Origin of the sequence: Clostridium rhizosphaerae (assembly GCF_016765585.1) — a bacterium.
GTDB classification, from domain to species: Bacteria; Bacillota; Clostridia; order Clostridiales; family Clostridiaceae; genus Clostridium_AT; species Clostridium_AT rhizosphaerae.
Map to the genome: position 1 here is coordinate 833,559 of NZ_JAESWC010000002.1, position 20,326 is coordinate 853,884.

The following is a 20,326-nucleotide window of genomic DNA, read 5'->3' on the forward strand; positions in this document are numbered from 1 at the left end:
CACTATGGTGTATCACACTGTGAAACACTTTGGTGAAAGAAAAACCTACGCCGGACCTTTTATATCAGCGGTGTAACATCGCGTTAGGTGCAATGCCTGTATCGCTCGGTCCAGACTTAAGCAAAGCTTAACGGAACCCTAGATACACTTTTTCTTACTAATATGAACTTTGCAGGATAACAAATTGCAAATTTCATTTTTTAAATAATACCATGTTTTTTCCATGGTTGCAATAGCCATATTCCAATGACAATGTTTACATTAAAAATTTTATTTAAAATAGTAAATTATTAATAAGATGGAGTATAAATAAAATTATTGTAATCATTTACAAATAATTATTAACACACTGTAATATATATATTAGTGTAGAGGCAGAGATTGAGAGCCGTATTTCTTAAACCAACTTCAGGTTTATTAATTGCGGCTCTTTTTATTTTTCTCTTGCTAAGTATGTTTATATTTCTGCTCATATTAAATGGTCAGTATAATATAAAATAATATTACTGGGGGGACTATTATGAAAAAATTCTTAGTATCACTGAAAAAACCTCAAGGCATGCTGGCGCTTGCGTTAGTACTATGCATTGTGGGAAGTTTCTTTGCATCACTTTTCAACACCTCTTTTTACTCTGTTAAGGTTAATAAGATAACCTTTCAGGCAGATCACGGCACCTTAACAGGCTTATTGTATATGCCAAAGGGGGCAGGTGCTGATGACCCAAGGCCATTAATCATTACTACTCACGGTTACCTTAATTCAAAAGAAATGCAGGATGCTCCAGCTGTGGAGATGTCAAGACGCGGATACATAGTATTGGCTCTTGATATGTATGATCATGGTGATTCCCACTGGGCAGACAAAATCGAGGTTGGAAAGCAGTTCAGCACCTTCTGGATTTATTCTCAATTTGACGCAGCTAAATATATGTACAACCAAAACTATGTTAAGAAAGACGATAAAGGAAATGCTTATATTGCTGTAAGCGGTCACTCCATGGGAGGTTTTTCTACATTAGTAGCTATGTACTTGGATGAAATGAATTCCTTAAAAGCAGGCCACAGAATGATCTACTCAGGAATTTCTGTTGGTGCTGATTTTTCCTATGCTTCAGCTATAGCAAAACAGGATCAGCTTCAAGCTGCCTATGGATCAAGAACTGTAGGTATGATTGCTGCTCACTATGACGAGTTCTTCTTTAATAAAGCAGATGATGAAAAAACTGCAGCAGACAAGACTATTAACGGAACAGTAACCTATAAGGATTTTGCAGCAAGAACATCAGGAAAGGCATTCTTAGGTCTTAGTGCCTCAGATCCTGCAGGCGAGCAAGGAAAATTCTATACAGTAAATTCCGGTGCTGTATCAGTTCAAAACCAGGATGTTCGTGCGTCACAGGAAGGAAAGAGAGTTATATACACTCCTTCTCAGACTCACCCTTGGAATCATTTTTCTAGAACAGCAACTGATGATTTAATTAATTTTTACCATACAGCCTTTGCAGGAGTTACTTCGGCTAACCAGAAAAACGTTGACTTAGCAGCCGGAAATCAAATATGGCAGCTTAAGGAGTTATTTAATTTAGTAGCACTAATAGGCTTCTTTATGTTATTTGTACCACTTATTACATTGCTTCTAAAGGTTCCTGGCTTAAGCCGTGCAAAAGTAGATGTTCCAGAATCAGTAAGCGAACCGAAAACTTCTATTCAAAAAACTGTATACTGGGTTTCAATCGTAATAAGTGCACTTATTCCAGCATACTTCTTCCCTGCTTTGATGAATAAAGATATGCAGGGTATGAGTACTTTGAAGATTTTTGCTGATGCTTTTATCATAGTAGCTGCAATTATTATAATTACTTATTGGGGAATATATTCTAAAAAATCAACTTTCACAAAGGCTTCTGACCGCACACATGCAAAGGAAAGTGCAATCAAAGCAACTATCTTTGCAGTAATATTAGGAGCTTCAGCTATCATTTTTAGAATATTAATTGTTAAGTCCGCAAAAGTTCTTACACTCAGCAAGTATTTTAACGAACCAGTAACTAATCAGGTTGCTTATTGGGCTATAATGTCAGGAATTATTGCAGCTATGGTTACTATATGCTTCTACTATGTAAGCAAGAGACCATCAGGTACTTCCTTTAAGAGCTATGGTATCTCCTTTAATATACCTTCTATACTATCAAGCCTTGCAATAGCAGCAATAGTTGTTGCAGCAGGCTATGCTCTTTTATGGTTAACACAGGCAATATTTACAACTGACTATAGAATCTGGACACTTGCAGTAAAGACCTTTACCGCACAGCATCTAGTAACAGCCTTAAGATACTTCCCTGTATTCTTCATATATTATTTCATTAATTCTATCGCAATCAACGCAAATACCAGATTCTCAGGTATGAAGGGTGCAAAGGGATATATAGTAGCCATAATCATGAATGTAGGCGGACTGGTTTTATGGCTGATTTATCAATACGGCTCAGACCTCATAAGACACGTAGGTGCATATCCTGCAGACGCACTAAACGGAATAGTTTTAATAGCATTAGTTCCATGCCTTGCTATAGCTGCAGTATATTCAAAGAAAATCTTCAACAAGACAGGAAACATATGGCTGGCAGCTTTCTTAAACACAATACTGTTTACTATGATTACAGTTGCTAATACAGTAATGTTCTGGAACTTGATTTAACCCAGTGCGCCAGTTCAACTAAATATGCCCCGATATATAAAATATGTTCCAAGAACTATTCGCTGCGCAAAGAAGGCTGTACTAAAAATTTAACGTTTTTTAGTACAGCCTTTTTCATTTTCTAGTTATTAAATATAAACCTTAAAGCCCTGCTTGTTATTTTAGATTTACGCTTTTGTGACCTTGTTACCCTGTTATTCAATGGTTTATCCGACTCCCTATAGCTGCTGCATAAGCTTTCTATCTTTTCATATTTATTTTTTAGCAAAAGTTCAATAATTATTTCTTTATTTAGCTCTTCAATTGAAACATATCTCTTTTTACTATTAACATAAAAACATTTCTTTATTATCCTTTTCAAGCTGCTTTCAACATTGCTGCCATAGCTATCCTCTAAAAGAGGCTGTAGCATTGTAACAGGTTCTTTACCTGTAGCCATAAAATACATAAGCATGCCAATACTGCTTATATCCTTTTTACTGCTGGCTTTGAAAAACTCAAGCTTATTATCATATGTACTCTTAATGCTTGATATACAAGCAAAATTACTGTTATTAAACTGAGGATTATTTGAAACTCCAAGATCCTTTATGTATATTCTCATGTTACTATTTATAATAATATTTGAAGGAACAAGCTGGCTGTGCATAATAGAATAATTTAAACTATTTAAATTTGATAGTGTTTCGCATAAACTTAAGGTAATATTATACACATTCTTTGCTTCTAAAAAATCCCTATTTTTTACGTATTCCTCTAGTGTTTGACCTTCCTCCACCTCAGTAAAGTCTTTGTTTCCTGAATATCCTACTTCCAAATCCTTAACCTGCAAAATCTTTATAACTTTGTTTATTTTATCATTTCTAGTCCTTATATTCAGCATATTTTACCTCTTTCACAACTTATGATACATCTTACGTCTACTCTATATACGTATCCATATGCAGTTTTTAGAGGGGTATAGCTTATTATTATGAATTTCTTAGTTTTAACAACTGCTGCGCTAAGATAGTATTTTTTGCATTATATGTTGTCCCAATTTCCACTATTATGTATGTTATTTGTATTTATATGTTATAATTGTAATTAATATCAGGAGGTGATGCAAAAATATGAAAAAAATTAAGCTTTTTATCTGTATTTTCTTCCTTGTAATTTTTGCAGCATTTAAAAGTAGTTCAGTAGATGCGGCAGAAGTAAAAAATATATTAGTAATACATTCTTATAATGAGGGTTTCGCTTGGACAAACTCAGTCTCAAAGGGGATTAATTCTGTTTTTGATACAGGCTATATTAATGTCAATATAAAATATGATTATATGGATTTAAAAGAAAATTCAAGTGCCGATTATTTAGATAACTTTTATAATCTTCAAAAGATGAAATATTCCAATATTAAGTTTGATGCAATTATAGCATCCGATAATGGTGCTATGGATTATCTTATAAAATATGGTGACAAGTTATTCCCTAATACTCCTGTGGTCTTTTGCGGTATAAATGAAATAAATCCTTCTATCCTACTAGACAAACCACAGTACAAAATTGTAAAAGAGAATCTTGAAGTTGAAGAAATGATAAAAAACATTCTATCAATTTTACCTAATACTACTACTTTCAACGTTTATGGAAGTAATACTAACTCTGGAAAAAATGACTTCAATCATATAAAAGCAATTTCAAGCAAATTTACTAATGAATATAAATTTAATTTTTATGAAAACACTCCTATTGAGAAGGTAAAGGATGATATAAGAAGCTCAAATAAAAATACAGCTTTTATATTTGTAACAGACCCATTTTTAGATGAGTCCGGGCATTATAGATATATAAACAATTTAAAGGATGATATTTTTAAAAATTCTCCTGTCCCCCTTTTTTCTTTTTGGGATTTTGACTTAGGCTATGGAACCATAGGCGGAAAGATTACCAGCGGGTTTTATCAAGGAGAGGAAGCTGCAAAAATTGCTCTAAAAATAATAAGTGGTTCTCCACTACAATCTATACTTCAAGTATCTGAGAGCCCTAACAAGTACATGTTTGATTATGCTCAATTAAAAAACTTTAAAATAAATCCAAAGGTACTTCCTAAGGGCAGCATCATTATTAATGAAAATTATTCTTTTTTTCAAAGATATAAGTGGTTAGTTATAGGAGCCGTAGTAGTTTTTTTATTTCTTATTACTATAATTTCCCTTTTATCCGTAATTATTAATCAAAAAAGAAAGAACGAGATAGAACTAAATAATAGTTATGAGGAACTAAGTGCAGTGCATGAAGAACTCACCGCCACAGAAGAAGAGCTTAGAGCTCAATATGAAGAACTGCAGGAGAATGAAGAAATAATAAGAAATAGTGAGGAACGATATAGGCTTGCTATTGAAGGAGCCAACGACGCCATTTGGGAATGGAATCTAGTGAATAACTCTTTCTTTATCTCAGAAAAATGGACAGAAATAACCGGCCATGATATATTTTCTAACTTTAAAGATATCTACAGCAAATACATATATCCCGCAGATAAAGCTTCAGTAGAAAAAGATTTAAATGAGGCTCTAAATAATAACAAAATATATAAAAGCGAATTTAGAATTACAGCAAAAGATGGTTCAATTAAATGGCTTGCAAATAGAGGTAAGCTATTAACAAATTCAAATGGCAGGGCTTTAAAGATAGCAGGTTCTATCACTGATATTACCGAAAGAAAGCTTAGTGAAAAGCAAATCAAGCAAATAGCTTACTTTGATGTTGTTACAAATTTGCCAAACAGATACTACTTTATGCAAAAATTCAAAGAAATATTAAGTTCTAAATGTTTATGTAATAAGAATTCAGCATTAATGTTTTTAGATCTAGATGAATTTAAAAGAATCAATGATACCCTAGGTCATGACAAAGGAGATTATCTTTTAAAAGAAATTGCAATAAGATTAAACGATTCTATACCATTGAATTCAATTGCAGGAAGGTTTGGCGGGGATGAGTTTTTAGTTCTGATCCCTGAATTTGACGATATAAAAGAGTTAGAAGTTATCTGCAATAATTTATTAAATATGTTTAAGGAACCCTTTATAATAGACGGTGCATTAAATTACGTTACTACAAGTATAGGAATCTCCATAGCCCCCATAGATGGTGAAAAGCCTGAAGTACTTTTAAAAAATGCAGATACAGCAATGTATAGGGCAAAGGAACAAGGTAAAAATCAATACTGCTTCTTTAGCTATTCCATGGGAAAAGAGCTGGTAAAAAAAATAACCATAGAAAATAATCTTAGAGATGCTCTGGAAAATAAGGAATTCGAATTATACTACCAGCCTCAAGTAAATTTATTTAATGGAAAGGTTGAAGGTATGGAAGCTTTAATTAGGTGGAACAACAAGGAATTAGGGTTTGTGCCTCCTAACAATTTTATACCTATAGCTGAAAAAACAGGACTTATAGTTCCTATAGGCAATTGGGTTTTAGAAACTGCCTGTAAGCAAAATAGACTTTGGCTGGATAAAGGTCTTAGTTACAATTCTATAGCCGTCAATGTATCCTGTATTCAATTTATAAGGCATGACTTCATAGATAAAGTAAACGATATATTAACCAGTGAGAACCTGCAAAGCATATTTTTAGAAATTGAAATAACAGAGAGCTTGCTTATGGACTCTACAGAAGATAATATTAACAAATTAAAAGACCTAAAAGCAATGGGTGTAAAAATTTCTTTAGATGACTTTGGAACTGGCTATTCATCTCTAAATTATCTAAGGCAGCTGCCTATAAATGTATTGAAGATTGATAAGTCCTTTGTGCAGGAGATCTGCGATAATACTGAACAAAGATTAATAGTTGATGTTATAATAAACCTCTCTCATAAGCTTGGCTATAAAGTTGTAGCAGAAGGCGTAGAGACTAAAGTGCAATTAGAACTTTTAAAGGATATGGGCTGCGACATAGGCCAAGGCTATTATTTTAGTAGGCCTGTTAATGCAGAAACCATGGAAGCTCTGCTGATGAGAAATGAAAAACTAACATAATTTGAATATTTAAATATAAACCGATATAAATATATATATTTTTACCTATATATAACTTTAAATATATAAATATTTACTGCAACCATGTACCTTTTTCAAAATCAGATGTACTATTTGCATATTTATATATAAAGAAAGAGGTGAAGATATTATGGTTAGAAAAAAGAGATTTGACTTAGATGCCGAGTCCTTAGATATGATTGAAGATGATGATTGCGGCTTTATAGAAGGCGATGTAGAAGCTTCCAATGTCATTAAAGCCTTTAGCTTTGCTCCAGCCTCGCCTGCTGCTGAACCTGCTCCATCAAATACTTTTGACTTTAATAAAAGTAATACAGCCTTAACTGATAATCGAAAAATAAAAACAGAAGCCAACGTTACTACTCCTAAGGTTGATGATGAGCCTTATACTGTCGGGAGATATTATAAAATCCGCTACTCAACTGCAAAGATGCTCAACGAGATTAAAGCTTCTCATGACAATGTTAATGTTTATATGAATACCATTGTTGATGAAGCTATTAGGTATTACTATGAGTTTGAGTTAAAAGTAATAAATAACAGCCAGAAGTAAATTTAAAAAGCTTGACCTGACATGGCGAATGGCCACCCTAGGTCAAGCTTTAAACACTTCAATAGAGTCTATTTAATCAAGTTTAAGTATAAATCCATGGTTTTATTTAATTCCTCTAAAACCAATTCAGCAAAATCTGTATTATCGTTAGTTGTATGTGCTTTATCAAGTGCGTTATAATACTTAATTCTATTTTCATTACGAATTACCATAGGCGGATATCCATTCTTCATAAGCTCCAAATTTAAAAGCAATCTTGAAGTTCTTCCGTTGCCATCAATAAAAGGATGTATACCTACGAAAATAACATGAAGCATAGCGGCTCTTAAAATCGGATGAAGTTTAGCACCCTCTCCTTCATACCATTTAATTAAGTTTTCCATTTGTTCCTTTATAAGAAATGGCTCGGGCGGTATATGTTTGGCTCCAGCAATAATAACCTGCTGATCTCTATAAGCACCAGCATATTCATCATTTATACCTTTTAAAACAAGTCTGTGAATGTTCTTTATTTGCCATTCAGAAAATGGTTCATTATTTTTAACAATTTCTTCAACATAAAGTATTGCATCTCTATGATTTATTACCTCAAGATGCTCCCTTAAAGTCTTTCCACCTATAGTTATCCCCTCAAGGACCACCTTTGTCTCCATTAAAGTTAAGGTATTTCCTTCTATAGCATTAGAATTATATGTCCATTCTAAATTTAATTGTTCTCTTATACTTTTTATTGTATACTGCGGCAAAGGTCTTTTGCTGTCTAATAATAGTTTTTTTCTATCAATCTCTTCAAACATAAAAAAACTCCTCAGAAACTTAAAATTTATTCTAAGTTTTTATTATACTTTAAATTCTTACTGATTATAATTATATCAATTTATATAAGATTTAGCCACTTACTTATTTTAGTGATATTCTATAATTACTTTACTGCATATTTACAATTCTTCTTTTTATTAATAGCAGCTTGCTTATATAGCTTCATTAGAAGAAATCATTAAAAACTTTGTCGATTCCAGTCACCTACTAGATTAGATAAAAGCTTAAAAAAATGGTATAATATTATATCATTTTGAGGAATTTTGGAGGTAAATATGAAAACATTAGTTATTATACCGGCCTATAACGAGCAGGATACTATTTACAACGTTGTGACGCAAGTTAAAAATTGCGGTTTAAAGGTGGATGTGCTGGTAATAAATGATGGTTCCAACGACTGTACCTCTCAAAAAGCTGTACAAGCTGGTGCGGAGGTTATAGACCTTCCAGTAAATGTTGGAATAGGCGGTGCTGTTCAGACCGGTTATTTATATGCCCTTTACAAAGATTATGATATCGCTGTACAAATAGATGGAGACGGTCAGCATAATCCTAAATACTTAAATAAGCTTATTCAGCCGCTAATTGATGATAAGGCTGATATGGTTATAGGTTCCCGCTTTTTAGAGGAGACAGGCTATACGCCAAGCTTTTTCAGAAGTATAGGAATAAGGTATTTTTCAAGATTGGTTTCTCATATAACTCATAAACCTATATTTGATACTACCTCTGGTTTTAGAGCAATAAACAGAAAAACTATAGAACTGTTTGCAAAATACTATCCTTCAGATTATCCTGAGGTTGAAACAATAGTATATTGTTCCTCACGTGGTATTAGAATAAGTGAAGTACCTGTATGTATGAATTATAGACAAGGTGGAAAATCCTCGATAACACCTATTAAATCCATATACTACATGATTAAAGTTACACTTTCAATAGTCCTTTAAAATATATTAAGAAGGTGAAAAAATGAATACATATATTTACTGCGCACTTTTATCTTTATTATTTTTAACGGTTACCGTTCATTATGTAAAAAAAAGAAAATTAGAGTTTCAATACTGCGTATTTTGGATAATTATTTCATTAACTTTAATTATTTTAAGTATCAATAAAAACATTCTTGAGACTATCTCGAGAAAAATAGGAATTTACTATTCTCCTGCTTTATTATTTGTTACCGGTATTGTATTCAGCTTTTTACTGATTTTTCATTTAACTATTGTAATATCTGATTTGAAAAAAAGAGTAGTAAAGTTAACTCAAGAGCTTGCAATTCTTAAGAACAACATGGAGGACAAAAATGCATAAAGTATATGGTTTATTACTTATTAATATTCTGCTGCTCGTAATTGGACAAACCATGTGGAAAATGGGACTGCAAAACATAAATTTACAGCTGACCTTAGTTTCCATACTAAAGATCTTTACTAATATATATATTTTAATAGGGCTCGCGCTTTACGCAGTTGCAACCTTAATCTGGTTCTATATACTGTCTAAGGCGGACCTTTCCTTAATCTATCCTCTGCAAAGCTTGTGCTATGTTATTGCTGCTTTTGTTGGAATGTATATCTTTAAAGAAAAGATACCACCAACCAGATGGCTGGGGATAATGTTTATTATTATTGGCGCATACTTTGTGTCTAAGAAATAAGAGGTGCTTAATGTTTAGTCTAAAAAATGAGTCTCGTAAAACAAAAGTAATTCTTTCAGTAATATTAGCTGTATTTTTTGCCGTAACTATGTTTACAATTTTTCACTATGGAAACTCCACCTTACTGGGCAGTGTTGAAACCTACAACAATGATGATGTAAAGTACATCCGTAGTGCATTTACGTTATTATCTACAGGGAACTTAACCTATAAAGCTCCATCAAGCCCTACAGTTTTTATCATGCCGGGGCTGCCTTATGTATTGTCATTTTTCATGGGTATTTTCGGAACCTGGGAAGGTGTAACTGCTTTTAGAGTTTTTCAGGCTATTTTACAAACAGCCTCTCTACTACTAGTGTTTTTCATAGGAAGAAAAGCATTTAACAGCAGAGTAGCCTTGCTTGCAGTACTATTAAATGCACTTTATATACCGGAAGTCTGGGTGAGCAATATAATTATTACTGAAACAATATTTAAATTTTTCTTTCTTATGTTAATATACTTCTGCTTGTATGCCGTAGAAGAAAAGAAGCTTAAATACTATATCCTAGGAGGTATATTCTGGGGCCTTTCAGCTCTTTTCAGACCGCCAATAGCAGCATTTCCAATTGTAATACTTATAATGTGGATAAAAAAGAAATATAAAATCGGTGAGATTATAAAATACACTATTGTTGTTTCTACAATTTTTGTATTGATAATGAGTCCATGGTGGCTAAGAAACTATAGGCTGTATGATAAATTTATTCCCTTTACAGCCTCTTCAGGAAACCCCATGCTTCAAGGCACTTATATTCACTACAATGATAAAGATGGCAGTGATGCTTATATAGACAGCTCATCTTTTAAGTACTCTGATGACGAACAGGAAAATAATAAAGTTGAAACAGACATTGCAAAGCTGCGCATGAAAACCTTAATTCCAAAAGAACCTTTTAAATATTTATATTGGTATACTATAGGTAAAACATTTATTAATTGGATACTTCCATTTTACTTGAAAGAGATATTGGGAATCAACCATGTTTTAGCGGCTCTTTATCACTTTATATTGCTTTGTCTGGCAGTACGAGGAACTATCTTTCATATAAGAAAAACAAAGGAGAATTATAGTTTTTATCTAATCCTCTACTCAGTAATTTATACTAACTGCATATATCTTCCATTCTATTGTTACTCCAGATATATGTATCCTGCTATGCCGTTAGTTATTCTTCCTGCATCTTTTATGGTATTTGAAATTCGACAAAAGATGAAAATTAAAAATGCTTTAAAGCTTGGTGAGTCTGCATAGACTCACCTTTCTCTTTTAAGAAAAATACCAAGCGGCAATGTAGCTGGCAAAATAAAAAGGCTTATAACATACCATAGATAATGAAGCCATAGCTCTGTTTGTCCAGTTATTGATTGACGATCCGTGTCCGGATTCTATTTTAGGAAGAACTGACATACCGCAATACACTATAATACTTATAACATTACTTGTTATCTTTTACCCATGAAAATACATACTTTTGAAACGCCGAAATACAATTATTTAAGGTTTTATTCTGTGGAAATGTCAAAGCTGTGATTCCTAAAATAGGTTCATTAAGCCTAACAATTTTAACTCCAAGGTGATCATAATAATCAACACTGTTATGCATCAACAAAGAAACACCGAGCCCCTCCGACACAAGGTCAAGTATAGTGTCTATTTGATCGCTTTCGTATAATATTGAAGGTTCAAAACCTGCTTTTTTACATGCTTCAACCGGAGCATGATACATACCAGTACTTGGGTCTAGTAAAATAAATTTTTCATTACCTGCTTTAGGCAAATCTATGTATTTATTTTTGGCAAGGGGATGTCTCCTATCAGTTACCAACACATACTCATCTTTTATGAGAGGATAAACTTTAAGGCCGATATCTTCAGACGAATTTGTAAGAATAAATGCAGCATCAATTTTATTATCTCTAAGAAGCATAATAAGGTCTTTAGTTTTTTTCTCTACCAAACTTATCTTAATACCCGGGTGCTCCTTCTGAAATGAGGCAATCAATCCTATAAGTCCTTGGCAGTTAACAATCTGTGACATACCTAAAGTTATATGTCCTTCTTCAAGAATGCTATATTTTCTAAGCTTTAATTTCAAATCATCGAACTTTTCTAAAACATCTTCTGAAAACTTAATCAACTCTTCTCCGGGTAATGTTGCTGTTTTTGTTGTTCTATTGATTAATTCAGCTCCCAATTCATCTTCTAATGCCTTTAATCGTTTTGATAATGAGGATTGTGATATACAGAGTTCATTTGCTGCAGTAGAAAAGTTTTTATACTTTATCACCGCTAAAAAATACTTTAATTGCTCAATTTCCACTATGCCACCTCTTAGTCAATTCTTTTATGGAATAATTGTATCACAATATTGAATTGATTATGCAGTTTACCTATAGTATATTTCAGACAGGATCCATCTCGAATATTTGATTATGCACCCGGGAATCATAAATTCTAGGCCACTTAGCTAACGTGAAATGGAGGATAATTATGAAAGATAACACAAACAGTAAATTGTTAAAGATATCAATTTTATCGATATCTCTGTTACCAATTATGGCTGCCACAGCAGTAGCGCCCATACTCGGCAGCATAGGAGATACTTTTATAAATACAAATCCTACCCTGATAAAAATGATTTTAACTATACCAGCTATCGTAACAATTCCGGTGAGTCTTCTATCGGGAAAGCTTGTATCCATACTAAAAAAACGTCATATACTGATTGCAGGTATATTATTTTATTGGCTTGGCGGCTTTCTTCCTTATTTTTCGAATAATATATACTCACTATTGTTTTACCGAGGTTTCCTAGGAGTAGGTGTCGGTCTGATACTTCCCCTTTCCACATCTATCATAACTGACTTTTTTGATGGAGATGAAAGGAAAAAAATGATAGGACTTTCTTCTGCTTGGAATAATATAGGGGGTGCCGCAGCAGTACTGCTTTCAGGAATTCTTGGAAGGCTTAGCTGGAGATATTCTTTTGGAACTTACCTTATAGCTGCATTTCCATTGATTATGGTTATTTTTGTATTGCCTGAGCCCCCAAAAATAGAGGGTAAACGAAAAAATTTAAAAGATATTGTAAGTAAGAGCTTGATAACTGTGTTCATGAAAATGCTGCTATTTTATATGATATTTTATGTTCTGCCAACAAATATATCATTATTCATAAAAAATGAAAATTTGGGATCAACTAATACAGCTGCTCTTTTCATTGCCAGCACATCTTTTATGTCATTTGTGACCGGATTATATTTTAGTAAAATAATACTCTCGTTAAAGATCTATTCTGAATTATCAGGATGGCTTGCAATGTTCTTAGGTTTTCTTGTATTAAGTACATCACACTCAATAATATTTCTTTTTATAGCAGTGCTGTTTATAGGATTCGCATTTGCAATTATATTCCCATTATTTCTTATAGATGCTACAAAATGCGTGCCGCAATATGAGAGTACATTTGCCCTAAGTATTGTTGGCAGCTTTGCTCTTTTAGGTCAGTTTTTATCTCCCCTTGTTGTAAATGCTGCTGGGAAAATAACAGGAACTTCTTCTGTAAGGCTCCCCTTTCAGTTCTCAGCCACCGCTTGCATTATAGTTATCGTTATTTTGTTTTTATCCAATATACGGCACAGGGCAATTGATAGCTAGTTCCAATTTAAGAGAAGTTTCCATGTTTTTATAAATAAAAGCCTTAATTACTAGTACAGTAGTAATTAAGTCTTATTAATCAATAATATAATCTTTTAAATTCTGCAGAGTTAATTCAAGAATGATTATTATGGATATCCGATGTTTTTAATAATAATTACTTTTTACTATTAAACCATTCAATGGTTGCTTTTTCCACCTCTTTTGGAAGTGTTTTATTAAATACATCGTCATATAGCCATGCCAATGTCTTATTGCTTAAATATTTTCTCATTTCATTTTCTGCCTCTAGCATTACAACTTTTATTGTACAAGGACATTTAGTAACTGTATCAGGTAAATTATCTTTATCTAATAATATATTATTTTGTCTGATTTCTGCACATTGAAAAAAAGGTTCACTTCCTTCTACGGCCTCAACAATATCCCAAAAGGTTATCTCTTCCGCACTGCGGGCTAGAGCATATCCCCCATTTGCACCAGGCACGGATTTTATAATTCCTGACTTGCTTAATTTTGCATATACCTTTGATAAATAAGTTTCCGAAATACCTTGAAATGTTGCTAAATCCCTTATTCCCACAGTTTTACCTTCTTCAGTGTTTACCATATATAATAAGCAATGTATTGCATATTCCACTCCTACTGAAAATTTCATTTCTCATACTCCTTTGATATGTAGTCTTTTATTTATAATATCCTATTATTAATTCTCATTCAATATAATCCTACAGTATTAAATATGTACACTTATCCCAAAAAATATCTATTGACAAATGAAATAAAAAATCATATTATTATTAAAGACAATAATTGTCGACGATATATTGTATCCATAATTATAGTTATCAAAACTAAAAAGAAAGAAGGAATATTATATGTTTACAGAAAAATTTTTTGAGGTACTAAATCATGAAGGAGTAGTTTCTATTGTTACTTGCGCAAATAATGAAGCTCATGTTGCTAATACATGGAACAGTTATTTAATTGTAAAAGAAGATAAAATCTTAATCCCTGCAGCTGCTATGATAAAAACAGAAGAAAATATTAATGCTAACCCAAAAATTAAATTGACTCTAGGTAGTAAAGAAGTAATGGGCTACAAATATATGGGAACCGGATTTTCAATTGAAGGAACTGCTAAATTCCTAAAGGATGGGGAGAACTTTAAACTGATGAAGGAAAAGTGTCCATTCCTTACAAGAACCTTAGAAGTTACTGTTACCTCCTGCAAACAAACATTATAATTTTCCGGATATAAGGAGAGAAATATGCCCAGAATAATTAATAAGTCGGATTGTGTAGGCTGTGGAACTTGCCAGCGGGTATGCATTGTTGGATGCATAGCAGAAGATAAAGACAGGAAAAGAATAATCAACGAATCTGCTTGTGTAGACTGTGGCGCTTGCCAATTGGCTTGTCCTAAAAAATGTATTTCTCAAAAACAACAGAAATAATAGATTTAAAATGGAATTATAGAGAAGAACAGCCGTACCAAAAGAGATGGTACGGCTGAATCATTTTAAGACAGCATTATCTATCATGCTTTCTCTAATTACCTATTCAGTTAATACAATAGCCATAAAGCAAAATATATGGTTACTGTCTTATTCCTTTAAAAGCGTAGTCCACAATTTCCTTTATAAAGGTCTCATCAATTACTTCACCGGTTATCAGTAATCTATAAAATATAGGTCCCCAAATTAAGTCAATACAAGCTCCTATATTTAAATCCTTCCTTAATTCCCCTCGCGAAATTCCACGCTCTAAAATTTGTTTTGAAATCTCACGACGCGGCGTAAAATATGCTTTACGATATATTTCAGCTAATTGAATATCATGTTGTCCTTCAGCAATTATTTGAGTAATTACGTTTCCTTTTCTGTTCGACAGAAATTTTGCAAAGTTATCAACTTGAATAAATATGTCTTTAATTGCTGATCCAGTATCAGGTATTGGTAATTCAGCCTTAGTGGCATTTAGGAATCCGTCTATAACAACAGCAGCCTTGTTTGGCCACCATTTATAAATAGTAGCTTTACTTACTTTTGCCCTTTCTGCAATCTTTTCAACGGTTACTGCCGCAAAGCCATTTTCGATTAGCAAATCATATGAAGCTTCCAGAATATCATTTTTTGTTTCTTCACTTCTAGGACGTCCTAATTTTTTCTCCATTTTATCCTCCACCTCGCCGTTACCGCTGCGGCACAAACATTAATGAAAAATGGTGTGCGGTTTCTACCACTTACTAATATTAAAGTTTTGACCATATCATTAATAAACTATACGTATATTATATATTTATTTTTTTTGATTTTCAAGCAAAATAGCACTTTACAAAACTGAACGTTTGGTATATTATATATTTATAAACTAAACGTTCAGTTTACTATATACATTTATTTTACCTTTGCCATTTTTATTATTTTATCTATTAAAAGGAGTGGAGTATTATGGAACTATTAAAAGATAATTCTACAAAAAGTAACCCTGTATTGAGTAATTTATTAATTACAGTAATGGCCATAGCCTGCGGTCTTACAGTCGCAAATCTATATTATATTCAGCCATTACTGGCAGATATGGCTAAGACATTTAATGTCAGTGAAATTAGTGTAGGCTCTGCTGCAATGCTCACACAAATAGGCTATGCAGCCGGAATGATACTAATATTACCTCTTGGTGATATAAAAGAAAAAAGAAATTTAATAACTGTTATGCTCTTGCTTTCAGTGCTTTCTCTTTTAAGTATGTTTTTTTCCCGCAATATATCTATGTTAATAATTTCTTCTTTTGCAGTTGGCTTTACATCTATTATCCCTCAGCTCATTATACCCTTGGCTGCTCAGTTATCTGATCCAAAGGAGAGAGGACGAATAATAGGAACGGTTATGAGCGGTTTATTAATCGGTATCTTGGCCTCACGTACATTCAGCGGCATTTTAGGAGGTTATTTTGGTTGGAGAATAGTATATATTATTGCAGCAGCTATGATGATAATCCTTATGTTTGTTTTAAGAAAAATAATTCCCGTACACAAACCTGTTTCTAATATTAAATATATTGATTTACTAAAATCATTGTTTCGTTTAATAAAGACTGAATCTGTTTTAAGAGAGGCTTCTATAAATGGTGCTATGATGTTTGCGGCCTTCAGTGCCTTTTGGACATCACTAACGTTTTTACTTGAAAGCTCTCATTATAATATGGGATCACAAGCAGCAGGTTTATTAGGATTGGTTGGCATCAGTGGTGCTTTAGCTGCACCTTTGGTAGGAAGAATAGCTGACAAGAGAGGGCCTAGATTTGTTATAGGAATATGTATATCTGTTGTAATACTTTCTTATATATTATTTCTTTTCCTTGGATTTAAAATGTTTGGGTTGATTTTAGGAGTTATATTGCTTGACTTAGGAGTCCAATCATGTAATGTCTCCAATCAAACAAGAGTACATTCATTGAATGAGGAAATGCGCAACAGGATTAATACAGTATATATGGTAAGCTTCTTTCTTGGTGGATCCCTTGGCTCTTTTCTAGGAACTTACAGTTATTCACATTTTGGATGGTACGGAGTTTGTATTTTTGGTATAGCAACTCAAATTATAGCATTTATAGTCCATAAAACAGCAAAATAATCTGGTAAAATATTTAGAAGAGAACGGCTACTAAATTTGATACGATGATGATATAGATAGATTTGGACTGATTCCTGCTGAATACAGGATTCAATCCAATCTAGTTTTTTAATATATTTCTTATAACATATTATGTGAACTTCACAATATAGGTATTAATTAATGAAGTATTCTCTTTGCTCTATAAATATTTACATGAATTGGTTTGAAATATATGGTATAATTACCAATAACGAATTCGTAAGCGCAATATATTAAGCGCTAAGCAACCAGAAAGGTAGAATATATGACTAAGTATTTAATTGAGTTTATCTTAAATTTTATTGTAGGTTTAGTAATGACAATATTTTTGCCGTTTGTTATATTTCTTACCCATAAAGATATGCGTATAAGAAAGAAGATAAGAGAAGGGACTTTTTCATACTTACATTCTTTTAATAAAGAAAGTAGAACAAAGATGATTTTCATATATTTAAGTCAGGTTGCAATAACTGCTGTTATTTGCTGTTATTTATTTTTTATTCAAATACCAATTATTAGAGATGTTCCAGCATTAATTACTGGTAATTTTTTATTAGCTGAAGGGACTGTCACCAATATTGAACATAACAGGGCCTACAATACAATTTATATTAATAATACCAAAATTCAAGAAGATACATGGTTTACGCCAACAATTAAACAATATAACAAATATAAAATCTCATACTTAAAGCACTCTAAGTCCATTATTAAAATTCAAAAGTTAGACTAATGAGCATAGCGAGTCATTGTTGTGGAACATTCTTATATGATTCGCTAGTTCAATACATAGGTTAAGGAATCTTTGTAAACTATTGTGAATTGTTTTATAGCATGAGAGGAGAAGATATAATGAATAAAAATAATATTTCTATACAAAAAGCTCAAAAAAAAGATTATGATGAGCTACGCAAGATTTTTTTTAACACAAGACAGGAAAATTTTAATTGGGTGGAACATGGTAGTATAAAGCTAGAAGATTTTGATAGTAGTACAGAAGGTGAATTAATACTAACAGCAAAAATAGACAATGAAATTGCTGGGTTTATTTCAATTTGGGAAGAAGATAAATTTATTCACAATTTATTTGTTTCATCAAATTTTAAAAGATGTGGGGTAGGCAAAGCATTGATAAATCAGTCTGCAAAAGTAGTTGGATTACCGCTAACATTGAAGTGTGTAAAGGCAAATGTAAATGCTTTTCATTTTTATTTATCTCAAGGGTGGACAATCGAGGAAGAAGTTATAGAAAATGAACCTTATTATTTAATGAAATATGAAGATATAAATATACTAAAAAAGTAATCATTACATATAGTTCCATTAAGTGTCAACTTTCAAATATTGTGAAATAACATAAAAACAGAATATTTATTCAAAACACCGTATTATTCAGAACTTAATTTTACGGTGTTTTTGTTTTGCAATACAAAATATGGTATAATTGCCAGTAATAAATTCGTAGAGGAGTAATCAATATGGAGAGTATAACAAAATCAAAACTAACCTATGAGCAAATCAATATGATGACAAGACAAGCATTCGGAAATAGTGCAAAACCTGAAATAATAACAGAGTTAACAGATGGTTATTTCAACACTGCATATATGTTAACGCTCACAAATGGATTTAAAACGGTACTCAAGGTTTCACCACCTGAGGATGTGACTGTAATGAGATATGAGAAAAACATCATGGAAACAGAAGTGTATGTTCTAAATAAGATTAAATCACTTGGAGATATACCGATTCCAAAGGTTTTCTATTATGATCAAAGTGGAGAAATTATTAAAAATGACTTTTTCTTCATGGAGTTTGTAGATGGTGTACCACTCAATAAGATACGTTCGGAACTTTCAGAAGAACAGTATAGAGAAATATCATCTGAGCTTGGTGGGCTTGCACGTAAAATACACAGTATAGAAGGCAGCTATTTCGGATATATATCACAAGATGATAAGAAATTTGACACATGGGATCAGGCTTTTTTATGTATGATAAAGGATTTATTAGCCGATGCCATGGATGTTAGGGTTATGCTCCCCTACGATTATGATAAAATTTATAATATGATATATGAAAAGCGTGAGGTATTAAATGCGGTAAAAATACCATCTCTAATACACAAGGATTTGTGGGATGGAAACATATTTGTAGACCCTAAGACATCAAAAATAACAGGTATTCTTGATTGTGAGCGTGCAGTATATGGAGATGCACTGCTTGATCCAGTATGCGGTTTTCTTTTAAATAATAAAGAATTCATGAAAAGCTATAAAGGAAGACTAGTCCTTGAGAAGGAAGAGGAAATAAGAGCAGTTCTTTATCAAATATATCTTTATCTCATTATGGTTATAGAATGCTCTTATCGTAAGTATCCTGATGAAAATCAATTTAAATGGGCAAGTGCACGACTTCAAGAAACACTAGTTGACCTTATGAAATTCTAAGTATTTATATTAAGCAGTATTCTTATATTTCGAACTTGAAAGTAGAAAAGATATGTTTTTAAGGCATTATAAAGAATTTACCTATCATTTCAATAATAGGCATAGTAAAGAAAAGTTTATCTACATTTACACGCACCAACATCTTATACAAATTTAAATATTTAAATATAAAACCATATAAATATATATATTTTTACCTATGTATAAAATTAAATATATAAATATTTACTGCAACCATGCGCCTTTTTCAAAATTAAAGGAACTATTTGCATATTTATATATAAAAAAAGAGGTGAAGATATTATGGTTAGAAAAAAGAGATTAGATTTAGATGCAGAGTCCTTAGATGTGATTGAAGAAGATGATTGCGGTTTTATAGAAGGCGATGTAGATTTTGGCAATGTCATTACATCCTTTAGCTTTGCTCCAGCCCCGCCTGCTGCTGAACCCACTCCATCAAATACTTTTAACTTTAATAAAAATAATACAGCTTTAACAGATAATCGAAAAATAAAAACAGAAGCCAACGTTGCCACTCCTAAGGTTGATGATGAGCCTTATACTGTGGGGAGATATTATAAGATCCGCTACTCTACTGCAAAAATGCTCAACGAGATTAAAGCTTCTCATCATGATGTTAATGTTTATATGAATACCATTGTTGATGAAGCTATTAGGTATTATTATGAGTTTGGGTTAAAAAATAATGAGTAACTGCTAGCTGTAAATTTAAAAGCT

Annotated in this window: 20 protein-coding genes; 15 read left to right on the forward strand and 5 right to left on the reverse strand. The window is 32.3% G+C overall.

Translation table 11 applies throughout. From position 1 onward, the window contains the following. Nucleotides 1-520 precede the first annotated feature (520 nt). Complete coding sequence (locus JK636_RS07130) at nt 521-2,698, forward strand: alpha/beta hydrolase family protein (RefSeq protein WP_202748139.1); 2,178 nt, start codon at nt 521-523, stop codon at nt 2,696-2,698. 121 nt (nt 2,699-2,819) lie between these two features. Here JK636_RS07130 and JK636_RS07135 read toward each other — a convergent pair whose 3' ends face one another. Continuing rightward, complete coding sequence (locus JK636_RS07135; protein WP_202748140.1) at nt 2,820-3,581, reverse strand: protein kinase domain-containing protein; 762 nt, start codon at nt 3,579-3,581, stop codon at nt 2,820-2,822. A 229-nt stretch (nt 3,582-3,810) separates the two neighbouring features. Here JK636_RS07135 and JK636_RS07140 point away from each other — a divergent pair, with 229 nt between their 5' ends. Together JK636_RS07140 and JK636_RS07145 are read left to right on the forward strand one after the other, a co-directional pair. Next, complete coding sequence (locus JK636_RS07140; RefSeq protein WP_202748141.1) at nt 3,811-6,726, forward strand: EAL domain-containing protein; 2,916 nt, start codon at nt 3,811-3,813, stop codon at nt 6,724-6,726. 151 nt (nt 6,727-6,877) lie between these two features. Beyond that, nucleotides 6,878-7,300: a hypothetical protein gene (locus JK636_RS07145; protein ID WP_202748142.1), complete on the forward strand. Its 423-nt coding sequence runs from the start codon at nt 6,878-6,880 to the stop codon at nt 7,298-7,300. Between the two features lie 68 nt (nt 7,301-7,368). Here the strand turns inward: JK636_RS07145 and JK636_RS07150 are convergent, their stop codons facing one another. After that, a complete protein-coding gene (locus JK636_RS07150; RefSeq protein ID WP_202748143.1) occupies nt 7,369-8,097 on the reverse strand; it encodes a Fic family protein in 729 nt (242 codons plus the stop codon). A 297-nt stretch (nt 8,098-8,394) separates the two neighbouring features. Here JK636_RS07150 and JK636_RS07155 point away from each other — a divergent pair, with 297 nt between their 5' ends. Genes JK636_RS07155 through JK636_RS07170 form a run of 4 tightly spaced genes read left to right on the forward strand, consistent with a single transcriptional unit; the run spans nt 8,395 to nt 11,073 of the window. Continuing rightward, nucleotides 8,395-9,069: a glycosyltransferase family 2 protein gene (locus tag JK636_RS07155; RefSeq protein ID WP_202748144.1), complete on the forward strand. Its 675-nt coding sequence runs from the start codon at nt 8,395-8,397 to the stop codon at nt 9,067-9,069. 22 nt (nt 9,070-9,091) lie between these two features. After that, nucleotides 9,092-9,433, forward strand: a complete 342-nt coding sequence (locus JK636_RS07160) for a DUF2304 domain-containing protein (RefSeq protein ID WP_202748145.1) — start codon at nt 9,092-9,094, stop codon at nt 9,431-9,433. Next, on the forward strand, nt 9,426-9,779 hold the full coding sequence (locus JK636_RS07165; RefSeq protein ID WP_202748146.1) for an EamA family transporter: 354 nt from the start codon (nt 9,426-9,428) through the stop codon (nt 9,777-9,779). The genes JK636_RS07160 and JK636_RS07165 overlap by 8 nt, the downstream gene beginning before the upstream one ends. Before the next feature lie 10 nt (nt 9,780-9,789). Beyond that, the gene (locus tag JK636_RS07170; RefSeq protein ID WP_202748147.1) at nt 9,790-11,073 is read left to right on the forward strand and encodes an ArnT family glycosyltransferase; all 1,284 of its coding nucleotides are present in this window, start codon (nt 9,790-9,792) and stop codon (nt 11,071-11,073) included. Nucleotides 11,074-11,257: 184 nt separating this feature from the next. Here JK636_RS07170 and JK636_RS07175 read toward each other — a convergent pair whose 3' ends face one another. Next, nucleotides 11,258-12,142, reverse strand: coding sequence for a LysR substrate-binding domain-containing protein (locus JK636_RS07175; RefSeq protein ID WP_202748148.1), 885 nt, complete (start codon nt 12,140-12,142; stop codon nt 11,258-11,260). A gap of 170 nt (nt 12,143-12,312) precedes the next feature. On the opposite strand from JK636_RS07175, the gene JK636_RS07180 reads away from it, so the two are divergent. Further along, nucleotides 12,313-13,479, forward strand: coding sequence for an MFS transporter (locus JK636_RS07180; RefSeq protein ID WP_202748149.1), 1,167 nt, complete (start codon nt 12,313-12,315; stop codon nt 13,477-13,479). Nucleotides 13,480-13,636: 157 nt separating this feature from the next. On the opposite strand, the gene JK636_RS07185 is transcribed toward JK636_RS07180, so the two are convergent. Beyond that, nucleotides 13,637-14,137: an RrF2 family transcriptional regulator gene (locus tag JK636_RS07185; RefSeq protein WP_202748150.1), complete on the reverse strand. Its 501-nt coding sequence runs from the start codon at nt 14,135-14,137 to the stop codon at nt 13,637-13,639. 220 nt (nt 14,138-14,357) lie between these two features. On the opposite strand from JK636_RS07185, the gene JK636_RS07190 reads away from it, so the two are divergent. Together JK636_RS07190 and JK636_RS07195 are read left to right on the forward strand one after the other, a co-directional pair. After that, nucleotides 14,358-14,726, forward strand: coding sequence for a pyridoxamine 5'-phosphate oxidase family protein (locus tag JK636_RS07190; RefSeq protein WP_202748151.1), 369 nt, complete (start codon nt 14,358-14,360; stop codon nt 14,724-14,726). Between the two features lie 24 nt (nt 14,727-14,750). Then, complete coding sequence (locus JK636_RS07195) at nt 14,751-14,936, forward strand: 4Fe-4S binding protein (RefSeq protein ID WP_202748152.1); 186 nt, start codon at nt 14,751-14,753, stop codon at nt 14,934-14,936. 142 nt (nt 14,937-15,078) lie between these two features. Here the strand turns inward: JK636_RS07195 and JK636_RS07200 are convergent, their stop codons facing one another. Next, nucleotides 15,079-15,654: a TetR/AcrR family transcriptional regulator gene (locus JK636_RS07200; protein WP_202748153.1), complete on the reverse strand. Its 576-nt coding sequence runs from the start codon at nt 15,652-15,654 to the stop codon at nt 15,079-15,081. Between the two features lie 278 nt (nt 15,655-15,932). On the opposite strand from JK636_RS07200, the gene JK636_RS07205 reads away from it, so the two are divergent. From JK636_RS07205 to JK636_RS07225, 5 genes are all read left to right on the forward strand, one after another. After that, nucleotides 15,933-17,117 (forward strand): MFS transporter, encoded by a 1,185-nt coding sequence (locus tag JK636_RS07205; protein WP_202748154.1) that lies wholly within the window; start codon nt 15,933-15,935, stop codon nt 17,115-17,117. 286 nt (nt 17,118-17,403) lie between these two features. Continuing rightward, entirely contained in the window at nt 17,404-17,871 is a 468-nt protein-coding gene (locus tag JK636_RS07210) for a hypothetical protein (protein WP_202748155.1), read from the forward strand. Between the two features lie 119 nt (nt 17,872-17,990). Continuing rightward, complete coding sequence (locus JK636_RS07215) at nt 17,991-18,443, forward strand: GNAT family N-acetyltransferase (protein WP_202748156.1); 453 nt, start codon at nt 17,991-17,993, stop codon at nt 18,441-18,443. A gap of 173 nt (nt 18,444-18,616) precedes the next feature. Further along, nucleotides 18,617-19,588, forward strand: coding sequence for a phosphotransferase family protein (locus tag JK636_RS07220; RefSeq protein WP_202748157.1), 972 nt, complete (start codon nt 18,617-18,619; stop codon nt 19,586-19,588). A 303-nt stretch (nt 19,589-19,891) separates the two neighbouring features. Beyond that, nucleotides 19,892-20,302, forward strand: a complete 411-nt coding sequence (locus tag JK636_RS07225; RefSeq protein WP_202748158.1) for a hypothetical protein — start codon at nt 19,892-19,894, stop codon at nt 20,300-20,302. Nucleotides 20,303-20,326: the final 24 nt, after the last annotated feature.